17 protein-coding genes and 20 tRNA genes are annotated in these 22,296 nt (G+C 40.9%); 6 read left to right on the forward strand and 31 right to left on the reverse strand.

Features of this window, described 5'->3' with window-relative positions:
- Window positions 1-13: 13 nt before the first annotated feature.
- From FLL45_RS08245 to FLL45_RS08260, 4 genes are read left to right on the forward strand one after another with little or no spacing between them, the layout of a single operon-like run.
- Window positions 14-2,158, forward strand: coding sequence for a hypothetical protein (locus tag FLL45_RS08245; RefSeq protein WP_142941557.1), 2,145 nt, complete (start codon window positions 14-16; stop codon window positions 2,156-2,158).
- A gap of 10 nt (window positions 2,159-2,168) precedes the next feature.
- Complete coding sequence (locus FLL45_RS08250) at window positions 2,169-3,497, forward strand: hypothetical protein (protein WP_142941558.1); 1,329 nt, start codon at window positions 2,169-2,171, stop codon at window positions 3,495-3,497.
- A gap of 4 nt (window positions 3,498-3,501) precedes the next feature.
- On the forward strand, window positions 3,502-4,083 hold the full coding sequence (locus FLL45_RS08255; RefSeq protein WP_142941559.1) for a hypothetical protein: 582 nt from the start codon (window positions 3,502-3,504) through the stop codon (window positions 4,081-4,083).
- Window positions 4,084-4,129: 46 nt separating this feature from the next.
- On the forward strand, window positions 4,130-5,401 hold the full coding sequence (locus FLL45_RS08260; RefSeq protein WP_142941560.1) for a hypothetical protein: 1,272 nt from the start codon (window positions 4,130-4,132) through the stop codon (window positions 5,399-5,401).
- Window positions 5,402-5,511: 110 nt separating this feature from the next.
- Here FLL45_RS08260 and FLL45_RS08265 read toward each other — a convergent pair whose 3' ends face one another.
- Window positions 5,512-5,946 carry a hypothetical protein gene (locus FLL45_RS08265; protein WP_142941561.1) on the reverse strand — a complete coding sequence of 145 codons (435 nt, stop codon included), beginning with the start codon at window positions 5,944-5,946 and terminating at the stop codon, window positions 5,512-5,514.
- 163 nt (window positions 5,947-6,109) lie between these two features.
- Entirely contained in the window at window positions 6,110-8,110 is a 2,001-nt protein-coding gene (locus tag FLL45_RS08270) for a tetratricopeptide repeat protein (RefSeq protein WP_185964380.1), read from the reverse strand.
- A 416-nt stretch (window positions 8,111-8,526) separates the two neighbouring features.
- Between FLL45_RS08270 and FLL45_RS08275 the strand changes: the two genes are divergently transcribed.
- Window positions 8,527-8,916, forward strand: coding sequence for a hypothetical protein (locus FLL45_RS08275; protein WP_142941563.1), 390 nt, complete (start codon window positions 8,527-8,529; stop codon window positions 8,914-8,916).
- On the opposite strand, the gene FLL45_RS08280 is transcribed toward FLL45_RS08275, so the two are convergent.
- Both FLL45_RS08280 and FLL45_RS08285 read right to left on the reverse strand, forming a co-directional pair.
- Window positions 8,913-9,254, reverse strand: a complete 342-nt coding sequence (locus FLL45_RS08280) for a hypothetical protein (RefSeq protein ID WP_185964381.1) — start codon at window positions 9,252-9,254, stop codon at window positions 8,913-8,915. The genes FLL45_RS08275 and FLL45_RS08280 overlap by 4 nt on opposite strands.
- 122 nt (window positions 9,255-9,376) lie before the next feature.
- Window positions 9,377-11,149, reverse strand: coding sequence for an ABC transporter ATP-binding protein (locus tag FLL45_RS08285; RefSeq protein WP_185964382.1), 1,773 nt, complete (start codon window positions 11,147-11,149; stop codon window positions 9,377-9,379).
- A 153-nt stretch (window positions 11,150-11,302) separates the two neighbouring features.
- Between FLL45_RS08285 and FLL45_RS08290 the strand changes: the two genes are divergently transcribed.
- Window positions 11,303-12,202, forward strand: a complete 900-nt coding sequence (locus FLL45_RS08290) for a TetR/AcrR family transcriptional regulator (protein WP_142941565.1) — start codon at window positions 11,303-11,305, stop codon at window positions 12,200-12,202.
- Window positions 12,203-12,238: 36 nt separating this feature from the next.
- On the opposite strand, the gene FLL45_RS08295 is transcribed toward FLL45_RS08290, so the two are convergent.
- The 27 genes from FLL45_RS08295 to rtcA form a co-directional block, all read right to left on the reverse strand.
- Complete coding sequence (locus FLL45_RS08295) at window positions 12,239-13,024, reverse strand: nucleotidyltransferase domain-containing protein (RefSeq protein ID WP_142941566.1); 786 nt, start codon at window positions 13,022-13,024, stop codon at window positions 12,239-12,241.
- Window positions 13,017-13,991: a ribonuclease Z gene (locus FLL45_RS08300; protein ID WP_142941567.1), complete on the reverse strand. Its 975-nt coding sequence runs from the start codon at window positions 13,989-13,991 to the stop codon at window positions 13,017-13,019. Before FLL45_RS08300 ends, FLL45_RS08295 begins: the two co-directional genes overlap by 8 nt.
- 59 nt (window positions 13,992-14,050) lie before the next feature.
- Window positions 14,051-14,617 carry an HNH endonuclease gene (locus FLL45_RS08305; protein WP_142941568.1) on the reverse strand — a complete coding sequence of 189 codons (567 nt, stop codon included), beginning with the start codon at window positions 14,615-14,617 and terminating at the stop codon, window positions 14,051-14,053.
- 182 nt (window positions 14,618-14,799) lie between these two features.
- Window positions 14,800-14,875 (reverse strand) — tRNA-Cys (locus FLL45_RS08310).
- Window positions 14,876-14,977: 102 nt separating this feature from the next.
- Window positions 14,978-15,052: transfer RNA gene (locus FLL45_RS08315), tRNA-Gln, on the reverse strand.
- A gap of 843 nt (window positions 15,053-15,895) precedes the next feature.
- Window positions 15,896-15,971: transfer RNA gene (locus FLL45_RS08320), tRNA-Arg, on the reverse strand.
- A gap of 290 nt (window positions 15,972-16,261) precedes the next feature.
- Window positions 16,262-16,339, reverse strand: a tRNA-Lys gene (locus tag FLL45_RS08325).
- Between the two features lie 6 nt (window positions 16,340-16,345).
- Window positions 16,346-16,421 (reverse strand) — tRNA-Val (locus FLL45_RS08330).
- A 6-nt stretch (window positions 16,422-16,427) separates the two neighbouring features.
- Window positions 16,428-16,554, reverse strand: a tRNA-Ile gene (locus tag FLL45_RS22740).
- 73 nt (window positions 16,555-16,627) lie between these two features.
- Window positions 16,628-16,719 (reverse strand) — tRNA-Leu (locus FLL45_RS22745).
- A 12-nt stretch (window positions 16,720-16,731) separates the two neighbouring features.
- Window positions 16,732-16,806 (reverse strand) — tRNA-Asn (locus FLL45_RS08335).
- A gap of 6 nt (window positions 16,807-16,812) precedes the next feature.
- Window positions 16,813-16,888: transfer RNA gene (locus FLL45_RS08340), tRNA-Glu, on the reverse strand.
- Between the two features lie 5 nt (window positions 16,889-16,893).
- Window positions 16,894-16,968: transfer RNA gene (locus FLL45_RS08345), tRNA-Ala, on the reverse strand.
- 14 nt (window positions 16,969-16,982) lie between these two features.
- Window positions 16,983-17,056 (reverse strand) — tRNA-Trp (locus tag FLL45_RS08350).
- Window positions 17,057-17,070: 14 nt separating this feature from the next.
- A tRNA-Arg gene (locus FLL45_RS08355) sits at window positions 17,071-17,143 on the reverse strand.
- Window positions 17,144-17,152: 9 nt separating this feature from the next.
- Window positions 17,153-17,227, reverse strand: a tRNA-Asp gene (locus tag FLL45_RS08360).
- Window positions 17,228-17,233: 6 nt separating this feature from the next.
- Window positions 17,234-17,309 (reverse strand) — tRNA-Pro (locus FLL45_RS08365).
- Between the two features lie 10 nt (window positions 17,310-17,319).
- Window positions 17,320-17,409 (reverse strand) — tRNA-Pro (locus FLL45_RS22750).
- A 7-nt stretch (window positions 17,410-17,416) separates the two neighbouring features.
- Window positions 17,417-17,492: transfer RNA gene (locus FLL45_RS08370), tRNA-Ile, on the reverse strand.
- 81 nt (window positions 17,493-17,573) lie between these two features.
- Window positions 17,574-17,657, reverse strand: a tRNA-Tyr gene (locus FLL45_RS22755).
- Window positions 17,658-18,341: 684 nt separating this feature from the next.
- Window positions 18,342-18,418 (reverse strand) — tRNA-Leu (locus FLL45_RS08375).
- 17 nt (window positions 18,419-18,435) lie between these two features.
- Window positions 18,436-18,511: transfer RNA gene (locus FLL45_RS08380), tRNA-His, on the reverse strand.
- Between the two features lie 134 nt (window positions 18,512-18,645).
- Entirely contained in the window at window positions 18,646-18,822 is a 177-nt protein-coding gene (locus FLL45_RS22760; protein ID WP_185964383.1) for a hypothetical protein, read from the reverse strand.
- 117 nt (window positions 18,823-18,939) lie between these two features.
- Window positions 18,940-19,284 (reverse strand): hypothetical protein, encoded by a 345-nt coding sequence (locus tag FLL45_RS08385; protein WP_142941569.1) that lies wholly within the window; start codon window positions 19,282-19,284, stop codon window positions 18,940-18,942.
- Window positions 19,285-19,350: 66 nt separating this feature from the next.
- On the reverse strand, window positions 19,351-20,505 hold the full coding sequence (locus FLL45_RS08390; protein ID WP_142941570.1) for a slipin family protein: 1,155 nt from the start codon (window positions 20,503-20,505) through the stop codon (window positions 19,351-19,353).
- A 376-nt stretch (window positions 20,506-20,881) separates the two neighbouring features.
- Window positions 20,882-20,958 (reverse strand) — tRNA-Met (locus FLL45_RS08395).
- Between the two features lie 257 nt (window positions 20,959-21,215).
- Window positions 21,216-22,262, reverse strand: coding sequence for an RNA 3'-terminal phosphate cyclase (gene rtcA, locus FLL45_RS08400; RefSeq protein ID WP_142941571.1), 1,047 nt, complete (start codon window positions 22,260-22,262; stop codon window positions 21,216-21,218).
- Window positions 22,263-22,296 lie beyond the last annotated feature (34 nt).

Consider the following 22,296-nt stretch of genomic DNA (forward strand, 5'->3'; position numbering starts at 1 on the left):
TTGGGGATTTGACGTGAATAAGACCTTTAATAAATTACCGTTTTGTTGCGCACTGGTATCGATTCTCGGGATTGCTTCTCAAGCGATTAAAGCGAACTCGACCTACCAGCTAAATCGCATTGTTGATGATTTAGGAAATGAAATACCTGAATGGATTGAACACAATCGCGCGTTTACGATTATGCTTGATGTTCAAGATGATTTAGAAAACACGCAACAAGAAAATTTTAAAATCACACCACAGTTTGAAGTGATGTTAGGTGATCATGATGTTTCTTCAATGTTCATTTATAAAAATGGTCAGTTGCAATATTTAGGCAGGACGCCACTTCCCCATGGTGAACATCTTTTACAGATTAGCTTCAAATCAACCGATTCGATAATTTTTGTTGGTGAAGCGAGTTTGAATATCCTTTCACCAAGTGGGTTTAAACAAGCAAGTTGGACACCGAGATTAGAACTAAACGTCAATTCGCAGCTTGATGAGTCAGAGTTAGGTGATTCTCCTCCGTCAGAAGATCCGCGGTTCACTCAGGCGAACGCCAACTTTGGAATTACTTCGCATCATGAAAATGACCAGCTAGCAGTGAGCTCATCATTCAATTTTTTTGCGACGACAGAACAAGAAGAAGCGGTCCAGTTTGCGAGTAAAGCGAACAATGCCGATAAGATTGATTTAACGGATTACCAAGTGGATGTCAGTCTTGGTAATCATCAGTTATCCCTAGGGCACACAAGCTATGGTAGTAATCCGTTGCTCATTGATAGTTTGTCTCGTCGTGGGGTGAGCTGGTCATATGAAAATGAATCGTCATTAAGTTTTTCGGGAGCGATGCTCAGCGGCGTTGATTTGACGGGTATCGATAACTTTACCGGCTTGTCTGATTATCAAAAAGAGTACGTGAATGCTTTGGGATTTGGTGTCAATGCTTTGACCGACGCTCGAATATCATTGCGTGTTGAGGGCTTTATTATGGAAGCGGTCAAGTCATCAGCATCCGACTTTGGTCTTGGTGAAATTTCCAGTGCAGAGGAAAATAGAGGGGTTGGGTTTAAAGTTATCACCAATGACGCACAAGGTAAGCTCAGTGCCGAACTCACTATCGCTTTGAGCCAATATACTAATCCTGACGACGATAGTTTAGATTTTGGTGATGATTTAGTTGAGCTTGAAACCGAAGAGGCAATTGCTCACAATTTTATATTTTCTTATCAATTGTTTGATGATTGGCAGCTACCATGGGGATCAATCGCTGGATTAACTTTGTCTGGTTCGCATTACAAAGCAGAACCATTTTATCAAACGCTAACGGCTTATATACAAGCGAATGTCGAAACTAAACAGCTGGGTGGCCAGTACCAATTGGGCGATGTTTCAGGCGCTTTCAGTAGCCAAAGCTCCCAAGATAACTTAGATAACATTGTCACTATTCTAACGACGCGGACGGAATCAGATGTCTTTAATGCTAGTTTCCCACTAATGCAAATCCTGCAAGGAGATGACGAGGAAGCTAATAGTCCATGGTTACCCAACATCGACTATGCCTTTCAATCGGTTCATCAATTTGCTATCAACGCACCGGATGAAGCACTCAGTGGGTTTAATGACAACAGTCACTTACCCGATCAGTTTACTAAGTCTCATAGTTTATCGACTAGTTGGCAAATTGAGCAACACTCGTTAGCTTTGCAGTCCAATTATTCAGATCAGGATAACCGGCAAATCGGTCGGGACACCGCAGATTTTTCAAACCTTCAACATGCACTAACCTTCAACTATACCCAAAGTGAAGCAACTCAGTGGAGTTTTTCGATTGGCCGTAATCGTCAGCTAGATAAAGAGCTTAATAAAATCCAGTATTCAAATTCATTCAATTTATCCTACAACTGGCAATCACAATCAGGGCTTTCAATCAATGCCAATTATGGGGTTAGCAAAGACGAAGATTCACTGGAAGAGTCAGAAAACACATCAACCACCGCAGACTTCGGTGTGGTTAAGCGTTTAGCGAGAGGTGAATGGTGGTTACCTGCGGAAGGTAGCTTGAGCTTCAGAGTAACCTATAACGATTCTGAATCAATCGACCGAGTCTTTGATCAGATGAGCCGGTTTGGTAATACAGTTGCATTGCTTGGATTTAATTTAAGTTTTCAGTAGGAAATGAAAAATGAAAACAATCGTGAATATTTTAGTATTAGTCTTTTGTTGGTTAAGTTGTCATGTTCTTGCCGTTACGGGGCGCCATCCAACGGGTGTGAATGTCAATACTAATGGTCCAACGACAGTGGTTATTACTTTCCAAAATCTCGAGGCAAACGAGCAACCCGTCAATGCCTTTTGGTGTGGCGATGTAACCGCTACAGGCGTAGTTATCGGAAACAATCCTTGTGTCAGCGGAACATTACTGGGTTATTTACCAGACCGTTATAACTTAGCTCGTATTCAAGGTGAGAGTGGTTTTGTTCCGGGTGCTGGGACTGATTTACCTGGCGGTACTCCGGGTACGCCGGGTAGTATGACACGTAACATGAATGATGTGATGAGTATTCCTGAAGCTGTCGTGAGACGAGCCTATCAGGAGGCACAAAGAGGTGCTTCTTCAGAATTCTATTACATTCGTCAGTTTGTTAATAATGGTATCAATACCTTTGTTACGGTTACCTGTCGCTTAGCAGGTGGTGGTGCGAGAACGCCTTTGTCGCTGACTCGTGTTGATCTTGATTTTGATCAAGCAAGTTTTAGAAAGTCGATTACTCAAGTAGAGCAAAATACCCTCTTAGAAAAATTTTCGGCGAGCATTCGCTATAACGGTACGGGTTTGCTAAAAGGACGTTGGGAAGTGGTCATGCCCGGAGAAACCCCGCCGACAACTTTTGACCTTTTGTCTGAAGGTAGCTTGTCAATTGAAGATCGACCCTTGCAAAAACGATATCGATTAGTCTCTCGATTTCAGAAATTTTTACCACCGAATGGGACAGCACTTATACCAGGTCCCGATCCAAGATTATTGCCAACTAATGAAGCCGGCTTGTATCAAATTTTATTTCGAGTAGAAGCCTCCAATGATAAAGAGGGCAATACTGATACGTTAGGTGGCATTGTTAGTACCGGCGGTTCAGCGGGTTTTTCAATGCCAACGCTAAAGTATTTTGTTGGTCATAGCCCTGTCGTGGAAGTAGTGAGCACAGAGCGAAACATTACTCTGATTACCCCACAAAACGAGCAATCTCTTAGTAAAGAAAAAATTAAGTTTAGTTGGTTCCCGGCTGAAGGTGTTGCCACTATCTCCATGTATCGTCTCGAACTTTATGAAGTCATTGGTGAAAAACGATTAATTGGAACGGCAATGATTAAACCTCAGGAAAATAATTATCAGCCTGGCGAAAAGTTTAAGAGGAAATTAACTGGAACGATATTGTGGCGGGTTATTGGTTTAAATAAACAGGGGGTCGTTGTTTCAAACAGCCCCATTAGAAAATTGACGATACAGGAGTAATTCAGTGAATAAGAACATTTTTAAAGTAATTTACTTTTTAGCGGCAACCTCATTATTGTTCTCAGCACAGGTGTCTGCCTTCGATAAGAAAGGTAATGTGACGGTCAGAAACAAAGAATTCAAGGTAAACGGTATTATGGCTTGGTCTGAAGCCAAGAAGAATGGTTTTCGATTTTATCCGCAAGGCGCAACAGGCTCGCTTGATGGACAAGATACTCGTTCCTTCAATTACTTTAAAAGAGGCAACAAAGTCATTGGTTATAAACCAAACGGCTCTCAGGTGCTGGGTGGAGTTAACTTATTGGTTCACAACTCTTATAACGCTAAGTATGGCAAGCAAGAACTTTTTGCAAACTTTCATATTTTTGCCAAAAGAAAACTGAAAAGAGGGTGGCGAATTAAGGAGATAAAATTAAATGGAAGCTACCGCTGGTTAAAGAAGTACAAAGCCAATACAAATGAGATTTCAACGGTAGTCAAAGTGGTTAAGCCGAAAGGTTCTAATACCGCAGCGAAAGCCATGATTAAAGAGATTGTCTTAATTGGTCCGGTTAATGGTCGTTGGCAAGATGCCTTTGATATTTAATTTCTGATTTTTAATTCTGGTTGCATCCTAGGTTTTGTGCTTGGCTATGAAAATTGTTACCACTCAATGTTTAGTTGTAATTAATACTGTATTTCTTTTACTCTATTGTTCTCCAGTAGCTGCGGTTAAGATTGGCGGAAATGGTGGCGTGGCGACTAGTAGTATCCGCTGTGCATCAGATAGGTTAGCTGTTGGCTTAGAAGTGACTTTCTCACAAAAGATTGAGACGCTTCGTATGAAATGCCAACACTATGATGGCAATATGAAATGGAGTGGTGGTAGCAACTGGTCACAGTTTAGTAGAACAACTAATCCTAATCCCTCAAGTAATAAACGAGCAGTCAGTTGTCAACAAGACAAATGGATTACAGGAATAACTGGAGATGTGACTAACGGTATTGTTACCGGCCTTAAAATTACTTGTGCAGAATTATACTATTCTGACCATTACAACTCACTCGGATGGAAGGAGCGCAATGCGCAAGTTATTTCGATTTTAAACTCTCGAAAAGGTACAGCTAGGCAGGCATTTTGTAAAACTTCGAGCGGTGATGTGATCGATAACATTACGATTAAATATGGCTGGTATCTAGACAGTTTAAAACCTAGTTGCGGTCACATTACTCGATTACCAAGTACGCCGATCACAGTTTCCCCGAGTTTAAACGATAACAGTACTAAGTCGGCACCAGCCTCACCTAGCACTACATTTTTTAAAGTTCGCAACAGAGATGGTGATTATGCTCGCTTTTGTTTTATGAGATTGAGTAGTGAACATTGTTTTTTAAACATTGAAAAAGATTGGCCAAACAATGCCTATAGTCCCGTCGGATTAAGCTTACCCGAATCTTTATCCGGCGAAAAAATACGCTACAAGGTCAGAAACTGCGCTCGAACAGGTAACCGTGTTTGTGGAGATTGGTCAGCAGTTACAACCTTTTTGGTTTTACCGAAATCCGTATCGATCAACAACCTTCGAAACGGACAAAACTTAAGAACAAGACGGGTTACCTTGAATTGGCAAGCAACCAATACCGCTGATAGTTATCGAGTTTTAGTACTAGACAAATCAGTTAATAATATTCCTAATTTGTGGCGAGAGCCGGAAATGAATAGTATTTCAGGTAAGCGACAAGTTGTGAAAATTAATCGAAATACGAACAGTATTACGATTAACATTGATCCAAGAATGCAAACCCAGGTTAAAATAAAAATCGCTTCTTGTAAGCAACTAACAGCTCGCGATAGAGCTTGTAACGTTGGGTCGTCGATACTCAGGTTGAACTTACCCAAGACTACTCCCCGAAAAAGCCGCTAAACACTTCTGCGACAACAAAACCTTATCCCATCGATAAAGATATTAAGCAAAGCATGATGCGACTTAGCATTAGTCATAAGTTGAGGCATCGAGCAGACTTTATACATGGGTTATTTAGCTTTTTTTATGACGGGTGGTTTTATTTCTCCCGGCATGGTTTTTCTACAAGAATCCTTACCTCGCTTTATATAAAGTTCGTATCCATTCGGACATTTAGGTAACAAAGTCTTTGTGTTGGTTTGGGATAACTGACTGTTTTTATCTTTCAAACACAGATCGCTATTACGCAAGGCATCTATTTTTAGTTGAGAATGCTTAGAAACGCCCGGATATACGGTACAGGGTAAAGTAGGCCGATAGATTTCTTTTTTAGGCTTCACACAACGTGCTGAGCGGGGGCCTGATTCGAAACGAAAGCCTGGTTCGCAAGTATAAAAGGTTTTTGCCTGATCTTTAGGTTGTGCATCTGTATGAGGAGGGTTGATCAATAGGGCAAAAACGCAGCTGGAAACAAAACTTTTAAACTTTGATTTTGATAATTGCATTGGGTTCCTCGACTCAATAATTTATTCGAAATAGCTCGAATTACAAGATATCTAATCGAGAATAAACCTGCTTGAAATTAACTTGATGGAACTTGAAATAACTTGAAAGCGAGGTAAATCAAATGCTTACAAGATATAATTTACGCTTAAATTGTCCGACAGTTTAATAGTTCAATGGGATAATTTTATTTTGTTTTACCGCTTCTTCAATTTGAATTAAGACTTCCTCATGGGCATCTGTCCAATTATTTGCTAACTTTTGTTTTATTTCGTTAGCTTTATCGAGCGCTTGCTTAAATTCGCCTCGATTTAAAATTAAGTGTGCAGGAATAAGCGCATAAGCCGCTCTGGAGTCAACCCACTCACCATCCACTTTGGCGAACAGTGCCTTGGCTTTTTCATTGTCACCTAGCATTAAGGCTATTTTCACAGCTGTGCGATAGGACTGTTGTTTAAGATAGTCGTAACTAGTTTGCTCGAGTCTTTTAAGTAGAAGCTCAATACGATTGGCGCCCTCAACAAAATCTTGTTTTTCCAAGCTGACAACGGCGAGATCGTAATAAGCGATTAATTCGCCTTCTTCGTCGCCAATTTTTCGATATTCATCGAGTAATAAACGGAGTTCATTTTCGGCGTACTGATAGCGTCCAGAAGATAAGCTTGTGGTAGCGATTTGGTGTTTAGCCATGAGGGCGTAGCCATTCATTTGATATTTTTTAAAAATTTCTCTTGCTTGCTGATAATAATCGATGGCTTTATCTTTTTGATCCTTGGTTAGATAGACGTTGGCTAGATTAAAAATTGCTTTACCTTCGCCTTCACCAAACTGTGCTTTCTGGTAATTTTGTAAGCTTTTTATGAGATATGACTCAGCCTCATCCAGTTTGCCGATGGCTTGTAAACTGGTGCCCATATTCATCAGTTCTTTGGCCAACCCGAGAGGATTATCATTAACAATACCGCTATCAATTAGCTGACGAGTAACGTCCATTGATTCTGATAGTTTGCCTTGGCTGTATAAAACATTCGATAACAAGTGTTCTAAGAAGTAGGCCCGAGTCGGTTCCAAGTTTGGTCGTTTTAGCTCATTGATTTGGTTCAGGGCGGCTTCAAGTTGACCACCTCGATAGTCGACTTCCGCTAAGTAGGCTTTTGCCCAGAAAAAATCGGGGACTTTTTCAATAGCGATTTCAAGATACTGTTTTGCAGATTTTAAATCACCACTAAATAATTCATGAACGCCGATGGCATAATCTCGGTTGGCTTTTTTATTGGCTGAGTAGGTATCTTGTAAACTCAGCCGGGTGGTCTCATTGGGCAGTAGGTCAGATGCCAAATGGTCTAACATCATATCAGCGGTATCAATCACATCTGCTTCCATAAACTCAGAAATCTTAGAAATCCCCGAACTTGATAAAACTTGGTAGCCGAGAATCGGTTTTTTATTTTCTAGGCGATATTGGATGGCGATCACGTGAGTACAACCGAGTTTTTCACAAGTCTCTTGATAAAACGTGTTGTCCAAAGGCGGTGGCGTTGTTTCTGTCATCAAGTTACCAAGTTGACCGATCACTGTTGCTACCGGAATGCTAGAAATACTCGAATATTTATCAAGCTGCTCGGAAGCTAAAGACATGACGCCTATTTTTACCCAGTCATCGATAGCCTGGGTTCCTTCTAGATAGACAGGTAGCACCGCAACTCTTATATTTTCCTGAACTTTTTGAGTCGTCAAATCCTTTTGTGGTGGGGGATTACCAGGTATCAGGGATACGCCAATTCCTAGCGCAAGCAAGGCGACAATACCCAAACCAATAAAGAGTCTTTTGCTAGTCGTTACAGGTTGTTGAGATGGCTGTGGGTCACTAGCTGGTTGAGTGGTTGAAGGGGACGTGTCGATTGACTCACTGCCAGTGACCACTTCATTTAAGCGAAACCCCTTACCGCGAATCGTTTGAATAAGGCCTTGCGCTTTTCCGGTATCGCCGAGTATTTGCCGTGTATCGGAAATCAAACGTGAAAGGGACCAATCGCTAACAACTTGCTCGGGCCACAGTTTTTTTATAAGTCTGTGCTTATCTGCTGCTTGAGGATAGGCTTCGCAGAGTAGTCTCAGTAGTTCGATTACTTTCTGGTCGTCACTGATGACCTGGTTATCACGCATCAGCCTTCTGGATTGCAAATCCAGTGTGAATTGCCCAAAAACATATTGCATAGCTTGAAACGTCCCTTTCTTTTTGTTGGTTATTGAGTTAATGCAATTGAGATTAGAAGTTGTTGTAACCTCATTAGTTTACTGGTTTATGCGTGTATGCTCAAATTCTGGTAATAGCCCGCCGTTACCTTGCTTTACTTCACTGAATTTTATTTCACCGTCACAGCTTGTCTAAGATTTATATAGCCATTAAAAATAGATTCTCGATAAATACTTAATCCCCCGAGCTTATCAACTATCGCTTGTTGTGAGGAGTTGATATATTTCGCAACCTAGCACCAATTAAGAGTAAGGCTCGCCGACGCTTTGCCGTTAATTTCTTAATGATTCAAAGCCGTGCGAGGCTCTAAAAAAGGCTGTAACTGATGGGAATTGAGTATACCTACAACGATCGAACCGGTTTAATTGTGATGCAACCCTCTGGGACGATCAGTTTTGATGACGTTATTGAATACGAAGAAATGTTCATGCGTGACCATCCCAGTCCACCTCAATATGTCGAGGTTATTCGAATGGAGGAGGTAGAAGATGTTGTATTCAGTTACTCATCTTACAAGGCAGTGATTTGCGCGATAGAGAAATGGAAGCGATTTGGTCATAAACTGACATTGTTTTGCGCTTTCACCGAAAAGCATAAAGAAATGACTGACTTATTGCTACCAATATTTCAGAATATTGATATCAGCATTCAAGTTTGTTACTCAGAAGACGAGCTACAAGAAATTTTGACGGCTTTAAATTTAAGGGCATCTTAATCGGCGATCATTGATATGGTTTCTTGCTCTAATTCATTCTTGGGCGGCTCACGTGATTCAACCGGATTTGAATGTTCACAGGTCCAGCCCCAACTTTTTTGTTTTTCTATAAACACTGCCGCTTTTTCTTCGCAAAATCCGGTTTCCGCTTGAGCACGCCATAAAACCTCCATCGTCCCATTTTTGGTATATTGAACTTCGCAAGGGACAATCGTCTTTTGTGGATAAACAACTGAAATAATCCGCTCATCGTCGCCTAGTTTACAAATCGTCTTTTTATTGTCTATTGCAGCGGCGCTCAATGGAAAAATAGCGGCGAGCAAAACTAAATTTTTCATGGTTGAATCCCGACGGTTAACTTAACTAAAAGTATAGTCAAAATTAACCGTTGCAAAAGAGATTCAACATTGAAATTCTTAAGTCCTTCCTAATAAAGAACTTTTTAAACAAAAAGTAATTTTTAGGGTGTGACCAGCGCTTCTAATTGTTGAGGATTTTCGTTATTTGTTTTTAATGCACTGAATTGGTGCTTGACCAATTCCTGGTAATAGTCGCTATTTTTCATGAGTCCTTCATGAGTGCCTTCGGCTATGACATTCCCGCCTTTTAATACATAGATAAGATCTGCGTCGATAACCGTTGACAAGCGATGTGCAGATACAATCGTTGTACGATTGACTGCAAGATTATTCATCGCTTGCTGGAGTTTATGTTCTGTAGTGGCGTCGAGGTTGGAGGTTGCTTCATCGCACAGCAGTACTGGTGAGTCTTGCAGCATTGCTCTAGCGATCGCGATACGCTGTTTTTGACCTCCGGAGAGCTTTACACCTTTCTCGCCAACGGGGGCCTCAAGTCCGTTGGGAATAGTCTTAATAAACTCAGTTAATTCGGCAGCATCAATAACCTTCTCAAGGTCCCGTTGCGAGATTTCTTGTCGGAGACCTAAAGTTAGATTGTCCTTTATTGAGCCTGAAAGAAGGGGAGTATCCTGTGCTATCAACGCAACATGCTTGCGCCAGTCCTCGAGAGAAAACTCAAAGATACTATGGTCACCAATTTTAATATTGCCGGACCCTGGTTGATAGAATCTAAGTAAAAGATTAAAAATGGTCGATTTACCTGCCCCCGAGGCACCGACTAAGGCGATTTTTTTATTCTTTGGAAAGACCATGTTGAGGCGTTTAAAAAGGGGGACTTTGGGCTCGAAATTGAAGTGAACATTCTGCAAAGTAATATCGCCAGGTTTAAAACATAGCTCCCCTTTATTTGTTGACTGTTCAGAGGTTTCTTCCAACAGTTCCTCTACTCGTTCTGCAGCCCCTGCTGCTTTGTTCAGTTCAGCGAAAAAGTAAGTAAATTGAATTAGAGGAAATACAATATTAAACAAATATAAAATAAATGCGATGAGGGTACCAATCGTGATTTCACCTTGGCTAACACGTGTCGCACCAAAGACCAGAATAATAATTAATGTTGATATGATGGTCATCCCGGCAATCGGTGCCATGATTGCGCCGATGCGAACTTCTTTCAGTCCTAAATCATATAAATTTGTGAGCGTTTGCTGGCTCTTAGCGAGCGTTTCTTGCTCGGCGTTATAAGCCTTGATCAAGCGAATTTGGGCGAAGCGTTCAGTGATAAAACTGAGAAAATTAGCTTCTTCTTTTTGGACCGACTTTGATAGTTGGGTAAGTTTTGCGGCGATAGGCACGGTGATTAAGAACGCGATCATCAAGGTAGCAAACAGGACCGCTGTTAGCTGCCAATCGAGTATCCAAAGGATGACTAAGCTCGCCACTAAAGTTATTAGTCCTGAAATGAATGGCTCAAAGTGTTGTGAAACCACACCATTGATAATTTCGGTATCGTTTACAGCCCGGCTAGCGGGTTCTGCTGAGGGGGTATTATCAAAATAGGGGACTGGGAGGTAGATCGCTTTCGCCAAGATTTTGGCCCGAATGTTAACTAGCATTCGGTTACCAACTTTACCCACTAAGAAGAAGTTATAACCCGAAGCGACTGACCCACCAAGTAATACGGCAATTAAAATGCCAATCCACTCGGTCGGCAGTTGGCCACTATTTGAGGCCAAATCAATAAGTTTTTGCGTCATGACAGGAAATAATAAACTGCTGGTAGCGCCGAGAACCGATAACAGCCCTATAGCGGTTAATAGTCCTTTACCGGGGTTGGCGTAGTTGATTATTTTTAAGAGTCGCTTAAATTTATCCATTAGATTAACCGTGACATAAAAACGCATATATAGGTTAGAATAAAAATGACCGTACGGTCAATATAAAAATAAATAATCGGTCTTTGTTTTTGTAAACGATTATTTGTTAGAATAGGTCAATAGAACAATCGAGTTAGTAACTTATTGAAAATAATGAATAAATCACAAAGTAAGCGAGTTAAGATTCTAAATAGCGCTAAGCAGCTTTTTTTGGAACAGGGGTATAAATCGACCAGCATTCAATCAATAGCGACGGAAGCTGGCATCTCCAAGGGCGCGGTCTATCTTTACTTTAAGTCGAAAGAGTCGATTTTATTATCAATATTTCGGATGCTTGAGGACAAAGTCTGGCAACAAATCAAAGCAATTGACTCCGACTCGTCTTTGTCGCCTAGAGAAAAATATCGGCGACACATCCTTACTTTTCACAATGAAGTGACCGAAAACCTTCAGTTTAATCAAATGATGTTGAGCGAGTCCGGCGTTGAATTGAATGAAGCTTTTTTTAATTATGCGAGAGAGTACCGATATAAACTGCAAAAAGTGCAAGAAGCTACTCTGCTTTCAATTTACGGGGAGCAGCTCTTGCCGTGGCTGAGTGACGTGGTTATTTCTGTCGGCGGAATTATGCAAGAGTTTGACACGAGTATTGTATTGGATAATTTAACCTTCGATAGTGAGGAGCTCGCGGATTACATTGTTCATGTCACTGACTTTATTGTTGCAGGTGTTGTAAAAGCAAAAACGAAACCCTTATTCAAAGAAGAAAATATTCAAATTCGCGAAGCTTTTTTGGAAAAACTAAAAGACGATAAGCTGGTCGCGATTGAAGAGTCGATGGATGAGATTGCCAGACTCTGTGAAGAGACCATCACCACAAAAGAAAATCAACAAATGCTTCAAGAAACTATCACCATGATAAAGGATGCGCTGCTCGAAGAGTCACTCAATAAAACGCTGTTAAAAGGATTGCTCAACAATCTCGACCTCTCACCTGAACTTAAGTCAGCTAAGTTTGAATTTGCCGAGTTAATTGGATTGAAGCTGAACTAAGTGTCTCGATGTTGATTGTTAAGTAAATCGATAGTGTTATTGATTTTCATTGAGTACCTGGTGGAACAGGTTATTTAAAGGTTCGTATCCACTCACAAGCGATGAACTCGGTTCACTAAAGTGCTCCAACCTTTCGAGCTCCGAGACTATAAAGTCATTAATAATAGGGATAGCGGGAGCCATTTCTTTTTCCAAGGCGACTTTTTTTCGTTCAAGCAAATGGCTGATAGCATCATCAAGATGAACATCATTCTCAACCATTGTTCTCAATTTAGAGAACTCTATGGGAGCAGGTTGCCGAACGCTTTCTAGCCAAAGGATCGATAAGAGAGGACGCAACACATAAAAGTATTTTTTTAGTGGAACGATTTCTTTACGCAGGTAACCGCGATAATTAGTTTTAGCCATACTTCGGTAGTGATAAATACCTTTCTCTAAAGAATATGCGCTTTCTAGGAGTCGCCGAGCTTGCCTAGCAAAGCTACCAACTTCTCGATAGATGATCGGTGACTGCAACCATTCGACAAAAGAAGGATTGGACTTTTTGTAAAGTCTGAGTGCCTTGCGTAGATCCCATCCGGATATATCAATCTCATCGACTATTGGATATTCAATGACATCTCGTTTGTCTTCGAGATCGACCGCTACATACCAATCTTTTGGATGGACATAAATAAAGCGCACATCGTAATCACTATTAGGCGATGCAAATCCCCATGCCCGGCTTCCTGACTCTACCGCATAGATTACTTTTACTTGATGCTCCTCTTCTGCTCGAGTAATTCGCTTTTGAATTTCTTGTTCTATTTCTGTATTAATCATTGTCGTCTTCTAAAATCAATCGGTTATTTTTGTCGAAACCAAAAATATCAAAATCTTTTGCAAGGTAGAGATTGCCATCATAATGAAGCCTCGCTTCATTCTCGATATCTAAAATGGAACCAGGTCGGCCTATTTCGTCATGATACCTTGGGCTAAAATGTGTCAACACTAAATTAGGTAGTCCAATGCTCTGTGCGAAGCACGCAACTCTCTCGGCATCGCTATGCTGCGGACCTGTTCCGACTTTTTCAGCGATTTCTTTGGTGTAGGTTGCCTCATGAATAACTAAGTCGGCATCACTTGCCTCAATGTTTAAAAGCCTCGGATCATCATTATCGCCACATACGATGATTTTTTTGGATGTTTCCTCCACGATTAGGAAATCATCTGCAAGGCAAGTTTCTCCTGACGCAAGAACGATATCCTGGCCGCTTTGAATCTTTCCCCAACTGGGTCCTCTGGGGATTTGCTTTTGTTCAAGCTTTTTCAGGTCTAATTTATATTTAAAGCTGGTTTGCTCAAAAATATAAGCATAACTTGGTACACGATGCGATAGTGCTACAGTTCTGATTTCAATCTCATTGCTTATTAATAGTTTCTCTACTTTAGTGACATCATGAAAGTTGATTTTAAAACCTAAATGTAAGTCAGTTGTTTTAATGACCGATTCTATAAAAGATTGAATCGGTTTTGGTGCGACAAGTTCAAGCGGAGTATCCTTTCCTGACATCGCTGCGCTAGCGAGTAATCCTGGTAAACCGTAACAGTGGTCACCATGAATATGAGTAATACAAATGGTTGATAATTTTTTTAAGGAAAGCTTAGTGTGCTGAATTTGGTGCTGCGTTCCTTCACCACAATCGATCAGTATCCAATCTTTTTTGGATTCTGTTGCGATAGCGATACCGCTGACATTTCGTGTTTTGGAAGGTGTTCCTGAGGACGTTCCGAGAAAGGTAATTTTCATTCTTATTCTTAAACTGATTAAGTTGCATTATTCGATTCAATGAATAATGTGTGCGGCGACTAGCCGTAACTAAGTCGCCGCATGTTCTTGGAGAAGCCTTTGGTTAGGAATTCCATTTGGTCAGCAAGAATATTTCTATTGGCAAGCGCCAAATATTCAAACTTGTTGGGTCGGAACGGAATGGCTAACAGCTTCATTCCTGCTTCTTCAGGAGTGCGACAGCCTTTGTGATTATTGCACGCTTTACATGCTGCGACGCAATTTACCCAGTTGTCTTTTCCTCCTCGTGCCCTTGGAATAACATGGTCACGAGTCAAGTGTGAGTGACCAAAAGTTTTTCCACAATACATACACAAGTAGCCGTCTCGTTGGAACAGCGATAAGTTTGACAGTTTGGGAGTGCGAGAGTCGTGAGCATGAATGATACCCTCGACAGCAATCACAGAAGCAACATCCAACACCGACTGTTTGCCAGTTAAACGAGAATGTCCACCATGCAATCGCACGGTATTTTCGCCGTAAGTCCAAACAATTTGGCCTTTAGCATAAAGACAGGCAGCTTGTTCGACATCAATCCATTCGATTGCTTGCCCAGCCTTATTTAAACGCAAGATTTGTGCTTGCATCGTAACTCTCCTCATCGTTAAAAGCGTTTCAACAATTTGGTTTTCGTAATGCGTAAGTGATCTTGAACGATAATAAGTCGTATCTTGTGCGTTTTCTTTTAAGAATCTTATAAGCAGTCTATATTAAATACCCGTGACATTAAAATAGGTTTCAATAATTATTTATACAAAAATTGAAAATTTGGAGGGCCGAGTCGGAATTGAACCGACCTGTAATAGGGTTGCAGCCTATTGCATTAATCTCTCTGCCATCGGCCCTTATGAGGATTAACCAAAATTCGCCCAAACAAAGAAACATCCATGTACCTTATCCGTTTAATCCCAATAGCCGGGATAAATATCGTCAAGCGAATTCAAGTTTGGAAGCTCCGGCTAGACTCAAACTAGCAATACGAGAGTCAAAGTCTCATGTGTTTTCGGTTACACTACGGAGCTACTTCAAAAGGGAAATAAAAGAATGGTTGAGAGTTACACCATTTGCGTAAAAGCTTTTGAGACATTACCGTCTAAATTGCTAAACCTAAACGTTCTTCTCTACTCCGCTCCCTGTCGACAAAGTTGTCGCCCAAGTCGCACTTTTACATGACGGCCTTTGTTGATGAGTGGCTTTTCTCATGTTGCAGTTAATGTTTCTGCATTCGTTTTACCGTTTACCTTGCGGGCAATAAAGTGGCGCTAACCACACCGTGCAAACTTATACAAACCAGATTTCACCTTGCGGGATCTATCCGCTCCTGATTCACTAGCGTGTCAGGAATTTTCGTCATTTACTTTTAACTGCCTGAGGCGTCTTTGCGTTTTTTTAGATAGATTTTCTGTCTATTGATTTCCAATAATCATTAAAAACAAACCAACCAAGAAGCGCACCTCATGTAGTTTTATTATCTTTTGGATAACAAAATGCTACGCTCCTAATGTCGTTTCCCTCGCGAAAGGTACTTTTCGACAATGTTTCAAGAAACCGTACTTGCCAGCTCCTATAACATTGAAATAAAGCAATTAGCTGCTAACTTTTCACCTTATTTCTACTCTTTAGCTCACTTACTTCCCTTTGTTTGCATCCGGTAGTCGCGTGCAAGGCGACAATAATTACCCTAGTGTTACCCAGGTAATTACTTTTCCAGCAAAGCTTGATAAGTTAATCCGACTGGTCGAATTATTTTGAGCTTCAGCTTGCATGAAATGACCCTTGCTTTCCGAAGAAAACACTGGCGATGAGTTGTTGGATTCTCATCTTTGATTGCCTTACGGCAACTGTCTGTGTCATGCCACAAAAACTGGCACCCTCGGTAGGACTCGAACCTACCCATCCTAGTTTCGAAGACTAGAGCTCTTCCATCTGAGCTACGAGGGTATAAATTAAAATTGGTGTCTTTGGTTGGAATATTCAGGCCTTCCTTGGCCTTCACACTTCGTGCCATCGTCGTTCCTCAGATGTTCGGCAGCGTTCCGACGCTGTTCGTCAAACCAACGTCTCGAGATCTTCAAACTCGCGTTAATCCACCTCAGCTACAAAGACATAAAATTCAAAATTAAAAGTCGTTGAACAAGATAATTTGTTCAACGACTTTTTTTCTCCACCGAGTACGGACTCACACCGTCATACCTGTTTCATTGCACCTCGGAAGACAATGATGGAATGTTTGGTGGGCCGCCCGAGATTCGAACTCGGAACCTTCCGGTTAAAAGCCGGATGCTGCTTCGCTATTGAGCTAGCGACCCTAAACTTGGTAGCACTTATCCGAGTCGAACGGATGACCTATTGTATGTAAGACAATGGTTCTACCAATTGAGCTAAAGTGCTTTTATTTGGTCCCCAGAGCGGGTTACGATCCTGCTACCTCACGCTTATCAGGCGTGTGCGACCTACATGGATGTAGGAAGTGTAGATTTTGCAGGAGCAAAAAATCTGCCTCTGCCGATTGAGCTATCTGGGGTATAATCGAGTAAGGACTTTCACCTTGACGGGTCTGTAGGATGAAACCTCGATTAAATTTCATCATCGTAATGTGGTGCGCCGAGAGAGATTCGAAGTCGTGTGCGACCCCAGCTCAGAACCCGAGGCTTAAACCCGGTATGTATGCCAGTTCCATCACCGGCGCGTGAATTAATGTTGGAGGGAACAGAAGGAATTGAACCTTCGACCAACTGCTTAACAGGCAGTCGCTCTTCCGCTGAGCTATGCTCCCCTAAATTGGCGATCCTATGGAGATTCGAACTCCAATAACTTGGTAGAAAGCCAAGTGTCCTAAACCACTAGACGATAGGATCAAATTTGGTGGAGAAGATGAGATTCGAACTCACACTTACTTGTTTGCAAAACAAGCGCTCTCCCATTGAGCTACTTCCCCAGTTGATTGTTAATTGGCAGGGAGTGAAGGAATCGAACCTCCGCAGTTGGGATTGGAATCCAATGTTCTTCCATTAAACTAACTCCCCATTCTAATTAAAGGCACCCTCGGTAAGATTCGAACTCACATTTCCAGGCTTCGTAAACCTGTGCTCATCCATTTGAGCTACGAGGGTATAAAATTTTGGCGGTGCCACCGGGAATCGAACCCGGCGCTAATCATAGACAGTGATTAATGTTTGCCACTACACTATGGAACCTAAAATTGGTCGGAGTTACTGGACTTGAACCAGTGATACAAGGTCCCAAACCTTGGGTGTTGCCAGACTACACTAAACTCCGTAAAAAATGCTCTCGGCAGTAAGATTTGAAGTCGTGCGCGACCCCGGCACGACATCTCCACTCCAAATGGAGGACTCTGACCAGACTGAGCTACACCGAGATAAAATTGGTTGCGGGTAACAGATTCGAACTGTTGAGCTACTGGATATGAGCCAGTTATGTTGACCACTACACCAACCCGCAAAAAAATGGAGCAGAACTCGAGACTCAAACTCGATCCTTCTGGATGGAAGCCAGAAATGCAATCAATACACCAGTCCTGCTTGGTGGGAGACCTTGGATTCGAACCAAGCAAGCACGTGGCATCCGATTTACAGTCGGACTGAGTTCCCAAGACTCACATCTCCCATTCAAAATATACGAGCATCATGTTGACTGCTCGTCACTTTACGAAAACCAAATTGTTAAAGAACGTCGCCAAAAAAGCATAAAAAAACCCGGTTAAGAAAATGTCTCAACCGGGTTTAAAAATATTTTTTATTTTTAAATTTCGAGACATTTTTTCAGCCTCGAAAAATCTTCGAAGCTAGTTAGTTTTTATCACTCCCAAATAAACCAATGCGTTCCTGACCGCCAGGCTGACACATTGGTTTTATCGCTGGCCAACTTATGGCTGAATAAATTGTTGAAAGATGATTTAAATATTTCATTGTTAAATAGTTCTATAAAAGTCAAACCAATAAGGACTTTCGCCCTCTAAATTATGTTGTGTATTAAACATGTAAAAATATAACGAGTCAACAGTTGATTTGAAATATATTCAATTAAAACAGTGGGTTATGCTGTTTTTAGGGTGAGTTATATCCTTCACCTCTAAACATGAATTCAAAATATTTTTTTGAAACAGACCCATTCAATTTCAAAATAAATTACCGTTTTATTAATCTACTTATTGCCAACTAATTCTCCTGTTTGTGTTAGCTAAAAATTTGGCGGAGAGTAGTGGAGTCGAACCCACACGAGTCTGTTAACCTCCTAACGGTTTTCAAAACCGCGGCCACCGCCAATTGGCTGCCTTTCCTAAAATTTATTTGGTGCCCAGGGAGAGACTCGAACTCTCAATAAACAGGGTCTAAACCTGCAGCGTATGCCAATTCCGCCACCTGGGCCTGTAAAAAATCATCATTGGGGTAACCAATCGGCTTCGAACCGATACCATCCGGAATCACAATCCGGGACTCTACCTATTGAGCTATGGCTACCACAATGGTGACTTGCTTATAAACGGCTTAGATAAAAACAAAAAAGCCGCAAGTTTTTAGGCTTGCGGCTGAAGAAAACTATAAATGAATTTTCATCTTATCCGGAAGCCGACGCTTCCAAATAAGGAAGCGGGTTAAACTAATAGTGACTGATGACGCCCTGCTATTAATTCAAGTTGATAACTACTGGATAGACTGAGCACGTCATTATTTGTCAAACAATCAACAAACCAAAAATCACCTGGCACAAAAATGCTGGCGGGCTTGATGCCTGCTTTCATTTCTTGTGTTGGTTTAATTTGTTGTAACATTGATTCTCTCGTTAATGCTCGTGCTGAAAAAAGTATTCATCTAATTTTGTAGCTATTATAAATTAAAAATAATTTTGTTCAATAAAACTTTACTACTTAAAGTTCTTAAAATAACAATTACAGTTCATTGTTTCGATATTTGTGCAATTTATTCATAAAGTCACAAATAATTTCTTTTAACTTTCCTTTAATAAAAAAAGTATTAATAAAACCTTCATTGTTTGGTTTAGTTAAAGGGACTCTATCTGAAGCGCCAATCGACCAAACTGCTTTTTCTTTCTCTTCTCCGAAATAATCTGGTTCAACAAGAAAAAGAACATAAATTTCTAGCCCATAATTCTGTCTAACTGATCTTAGCTTCCAGTAAGACTCGAGCCACCAATCTGTGTTGTCATCAGTTTTAATTAACTCCCAGTCATTTAGTGCGAGTTTATCTAGTAATAGTTCTTTAAAATATACCATCAATATTATCCATTTTATTGACCGGGGCATTAATGATGTATTCCCCCAAATGAGGGAATACAAATCTTATTTTGGCAAATCACCAGTTAACTTAACCATATCTTTCATGATTCCTTCCAATCCACCATAAACGGTCATATGATCAATTTTTCCAGTAACTCGTTCTAATACTTCTAATTCCTTTAGCCGCATTAGAGTTGGGTTGCCTTCCATTACTTTTGCGGTATTATGCAAAGATCGGGTCGCTTGAGTTTCCTCTTTGCGTTTAATCAAGTTTGCTTCTGCCGCTTTTTGTGCTTCGACAACCTGATTTAAAATACTCTTCATATCACCGGGCAAGATAATATCTTTTACCCCAACGTCGACTACTTCTAAACCATACGCTTGTGCTTTGGCCTTAATCTGCTTTTCAACAACTTGGTTGACGATATCTTTGTCTTCCAAAATTGCATCTAAACTACGAGTGCCAACCACCTCTCGAAGCGCAAGTTGAAACTCCCGATACAAGAATTCAGAATGGTTCTTTAATAGAGTCGCCACTTTCTCGGTATCGATAATGCGGTAGCTAGCTGACAAATTGATTCGCAAGCTTACTCGGTCTTTAGTCAAGATTTCTTGACCGCTAACTTCCAAATTCTGCAAGCGACAATCGAGACGGTTAACTTCAATATTGCGATTAAAACGCCAGTAACCGTAGTTACCAGGCTTTAATAGTTTTTCAAGTTTACCGTTAACTTTCAGCAAACCAACGTGGTTATCGGGCACTTCAATGTAGTACACAGAATTTAACCCGACCTGGTAAATAACAGTCCCTTTATTGCGAACTAGCTGTGCTAGCAACGCTTTTGGTACCGTGTAGTTCTCAGAAATATCTAATACTTTAACTTCAATGTTAACTGCTTTACTCCAGTACATACGAAAGCTGTTTGGCGCTAAGATATTAACCAATTTACCATCAAAGTAAACTAAACCAATTTGGCTGTCTTTTAAATCAAAGCTGACCACTTCATCACCTAATAACTCCTGGTAAGCTGTAATCAAGAACCTTCCTAAGTGATGGGTAAGCTCAGGTTTAGTAATATCATAATGAGTAAACGCTAGCTCGCCCTTCCAGTCGAACAGTTTATGCTCGCCTGGCTGTAATACCTGTTCTAAGCGGTTTTGACGAAACATCAATACTCGTTCGTTGTCCGCTACATTAATTTTCTTTAGTCCTAACATTGAACTCTCCTTTTAGGAACTGCTTTATGCTCTCCATGAGCAATTATTGGTGGGCTCCCTGCTAAAAATTGGCATTATTTATTTAGGATAAAAGGGAGCTGACTAACAGCGGACAGAGTTTTTAATCGTTGGCTAATAGTGCAATGCCTTTTATTGAAAACAAAGTCTTGTTGGTCTTCTCGCAATTATCCGACCCATAAACCATGGTCGTTAATAACGGGCAAACGACTCATTTATTTTTATCTTTTCTCAAGGAATCGATAGTAATAAATTTTTGTTTACCAGAAGCCCTGGGATTTATAACAGGGGAGTCGAACCCCAGCCTCTCGGCTTTACCTAAACACGCCTTAAAAGGGCGTCCGATTTACAGTCGGATTGGTGATTATGGTCGGAATCGAACCGACAACCCACTGATTATGAGTCAGTTGCTCTACCCGATTGAGCTACATTATCCAAAGGGGCGTTCAGACTGATAAGTTCACTTGGTACACAGGTCGGTATACCTGCTGTGCCAGACTGGCTTGTTATCTTACAAACAATAGCCAGAACCGCTAAGTTAGTTACCTTGTTCTAAACTCTTTTGTTTCCCGTGATAGCCTCCCTTTAATGGAACCAAAATGGTTCACAGTTATCACGAGCGCACGACGATTAAATTTAACTCTATAATTTCCGTGCATCACATTCTTCCTATTTTGGCCTGACTATCTGTCTCATCGAGATGCCAAGTTCAGGCCCTTTACTATAATTTTATTAGTGCATTCATCAATTTCTTCAATGGTTATTGCTGAGCTAACAAACTGATTAATTACATCAATATTGGTTCTTACATGTTGGCTAAGTTCGTATGTCACAAAGCTTCCACCAGTCAACAAAACCATTGGTAATAAAAGTTGATCCGCTAAATATTCACCAACAACCGCTTTGGAATTAACGAACCGTTGCAGCTGTTTTATGGCTTTGTCGGCGACTTTTTCTGCTCGTACATTCCACTGCGCCACTGATTCACATTGTTCAATGCTGTTCGCATATGCGGCTTGCAGTGAGACAATGTTACCAGGGCCGAATGAGTCAACTTCAATTGCTTGCAAATCGTTCAAGTTCCATCGTAATTTCTTTACTACCTGATTCAATTCCCTGCGACTCACATGTTGCGGTATTTTCGCAGTAAAAGTTGTGGCACTCCTTGCCACTGGTTCACCTCTTTCCAATAGTTTTAATCGCTCACCTATTTTTGCCGGGTGTATTTTTGCTTGCCAGTTACCACCGCCGTTAGGATAAAAACCATATCTATGCAGTTCATGTTCAACATTAACACCTAACATTTCGACTGACTTTAAAAAGCAATCTTTTATAAATTCATAACTCGGTGCTGATTGGTTATGCGTTCCACCTTCAAGTTGTACTTCTGAAATATCATCCGCTAGTAACAACGCCGGTAATATCGTTTGGAAAACTAAAGTCGTACTCCCTGCAGTACCTATCGAAAATCGATAGTTACCTTGTTTCACTTTTCTTGGAATGAACTCGACAGTGTTTGACCGCAGTTCATCTCCCTCAACCGTAGCATCACAAATTTCTTGTGCAGCCCGTACACAAGTTAGGTGTTGTCGTAATAGCCCCGGTTTTTGGCGTCCTGCACGAATGTTTTCAATTCGTATCGGTACACCTAAACACATGGACAAAGACAAAGATGTACGGAGAATTTGACCACCACCTTCACCTTGTGAGCCATTAATTGTTAAAAATTCTTTTTTCATTTTCGTCAATTTCCCCTCCAATGGAGGAGGGGTT

It is taken from the genome of Aliikangiella marina (genome assembly GCF_007004765.1).
Classification (GTDB): Bacteria; Pseudomonadota; Gammaproteobacteria; order Enterobacterales; family Kangiellaceae; genus Aliikangiella; species Aliikangiella marina.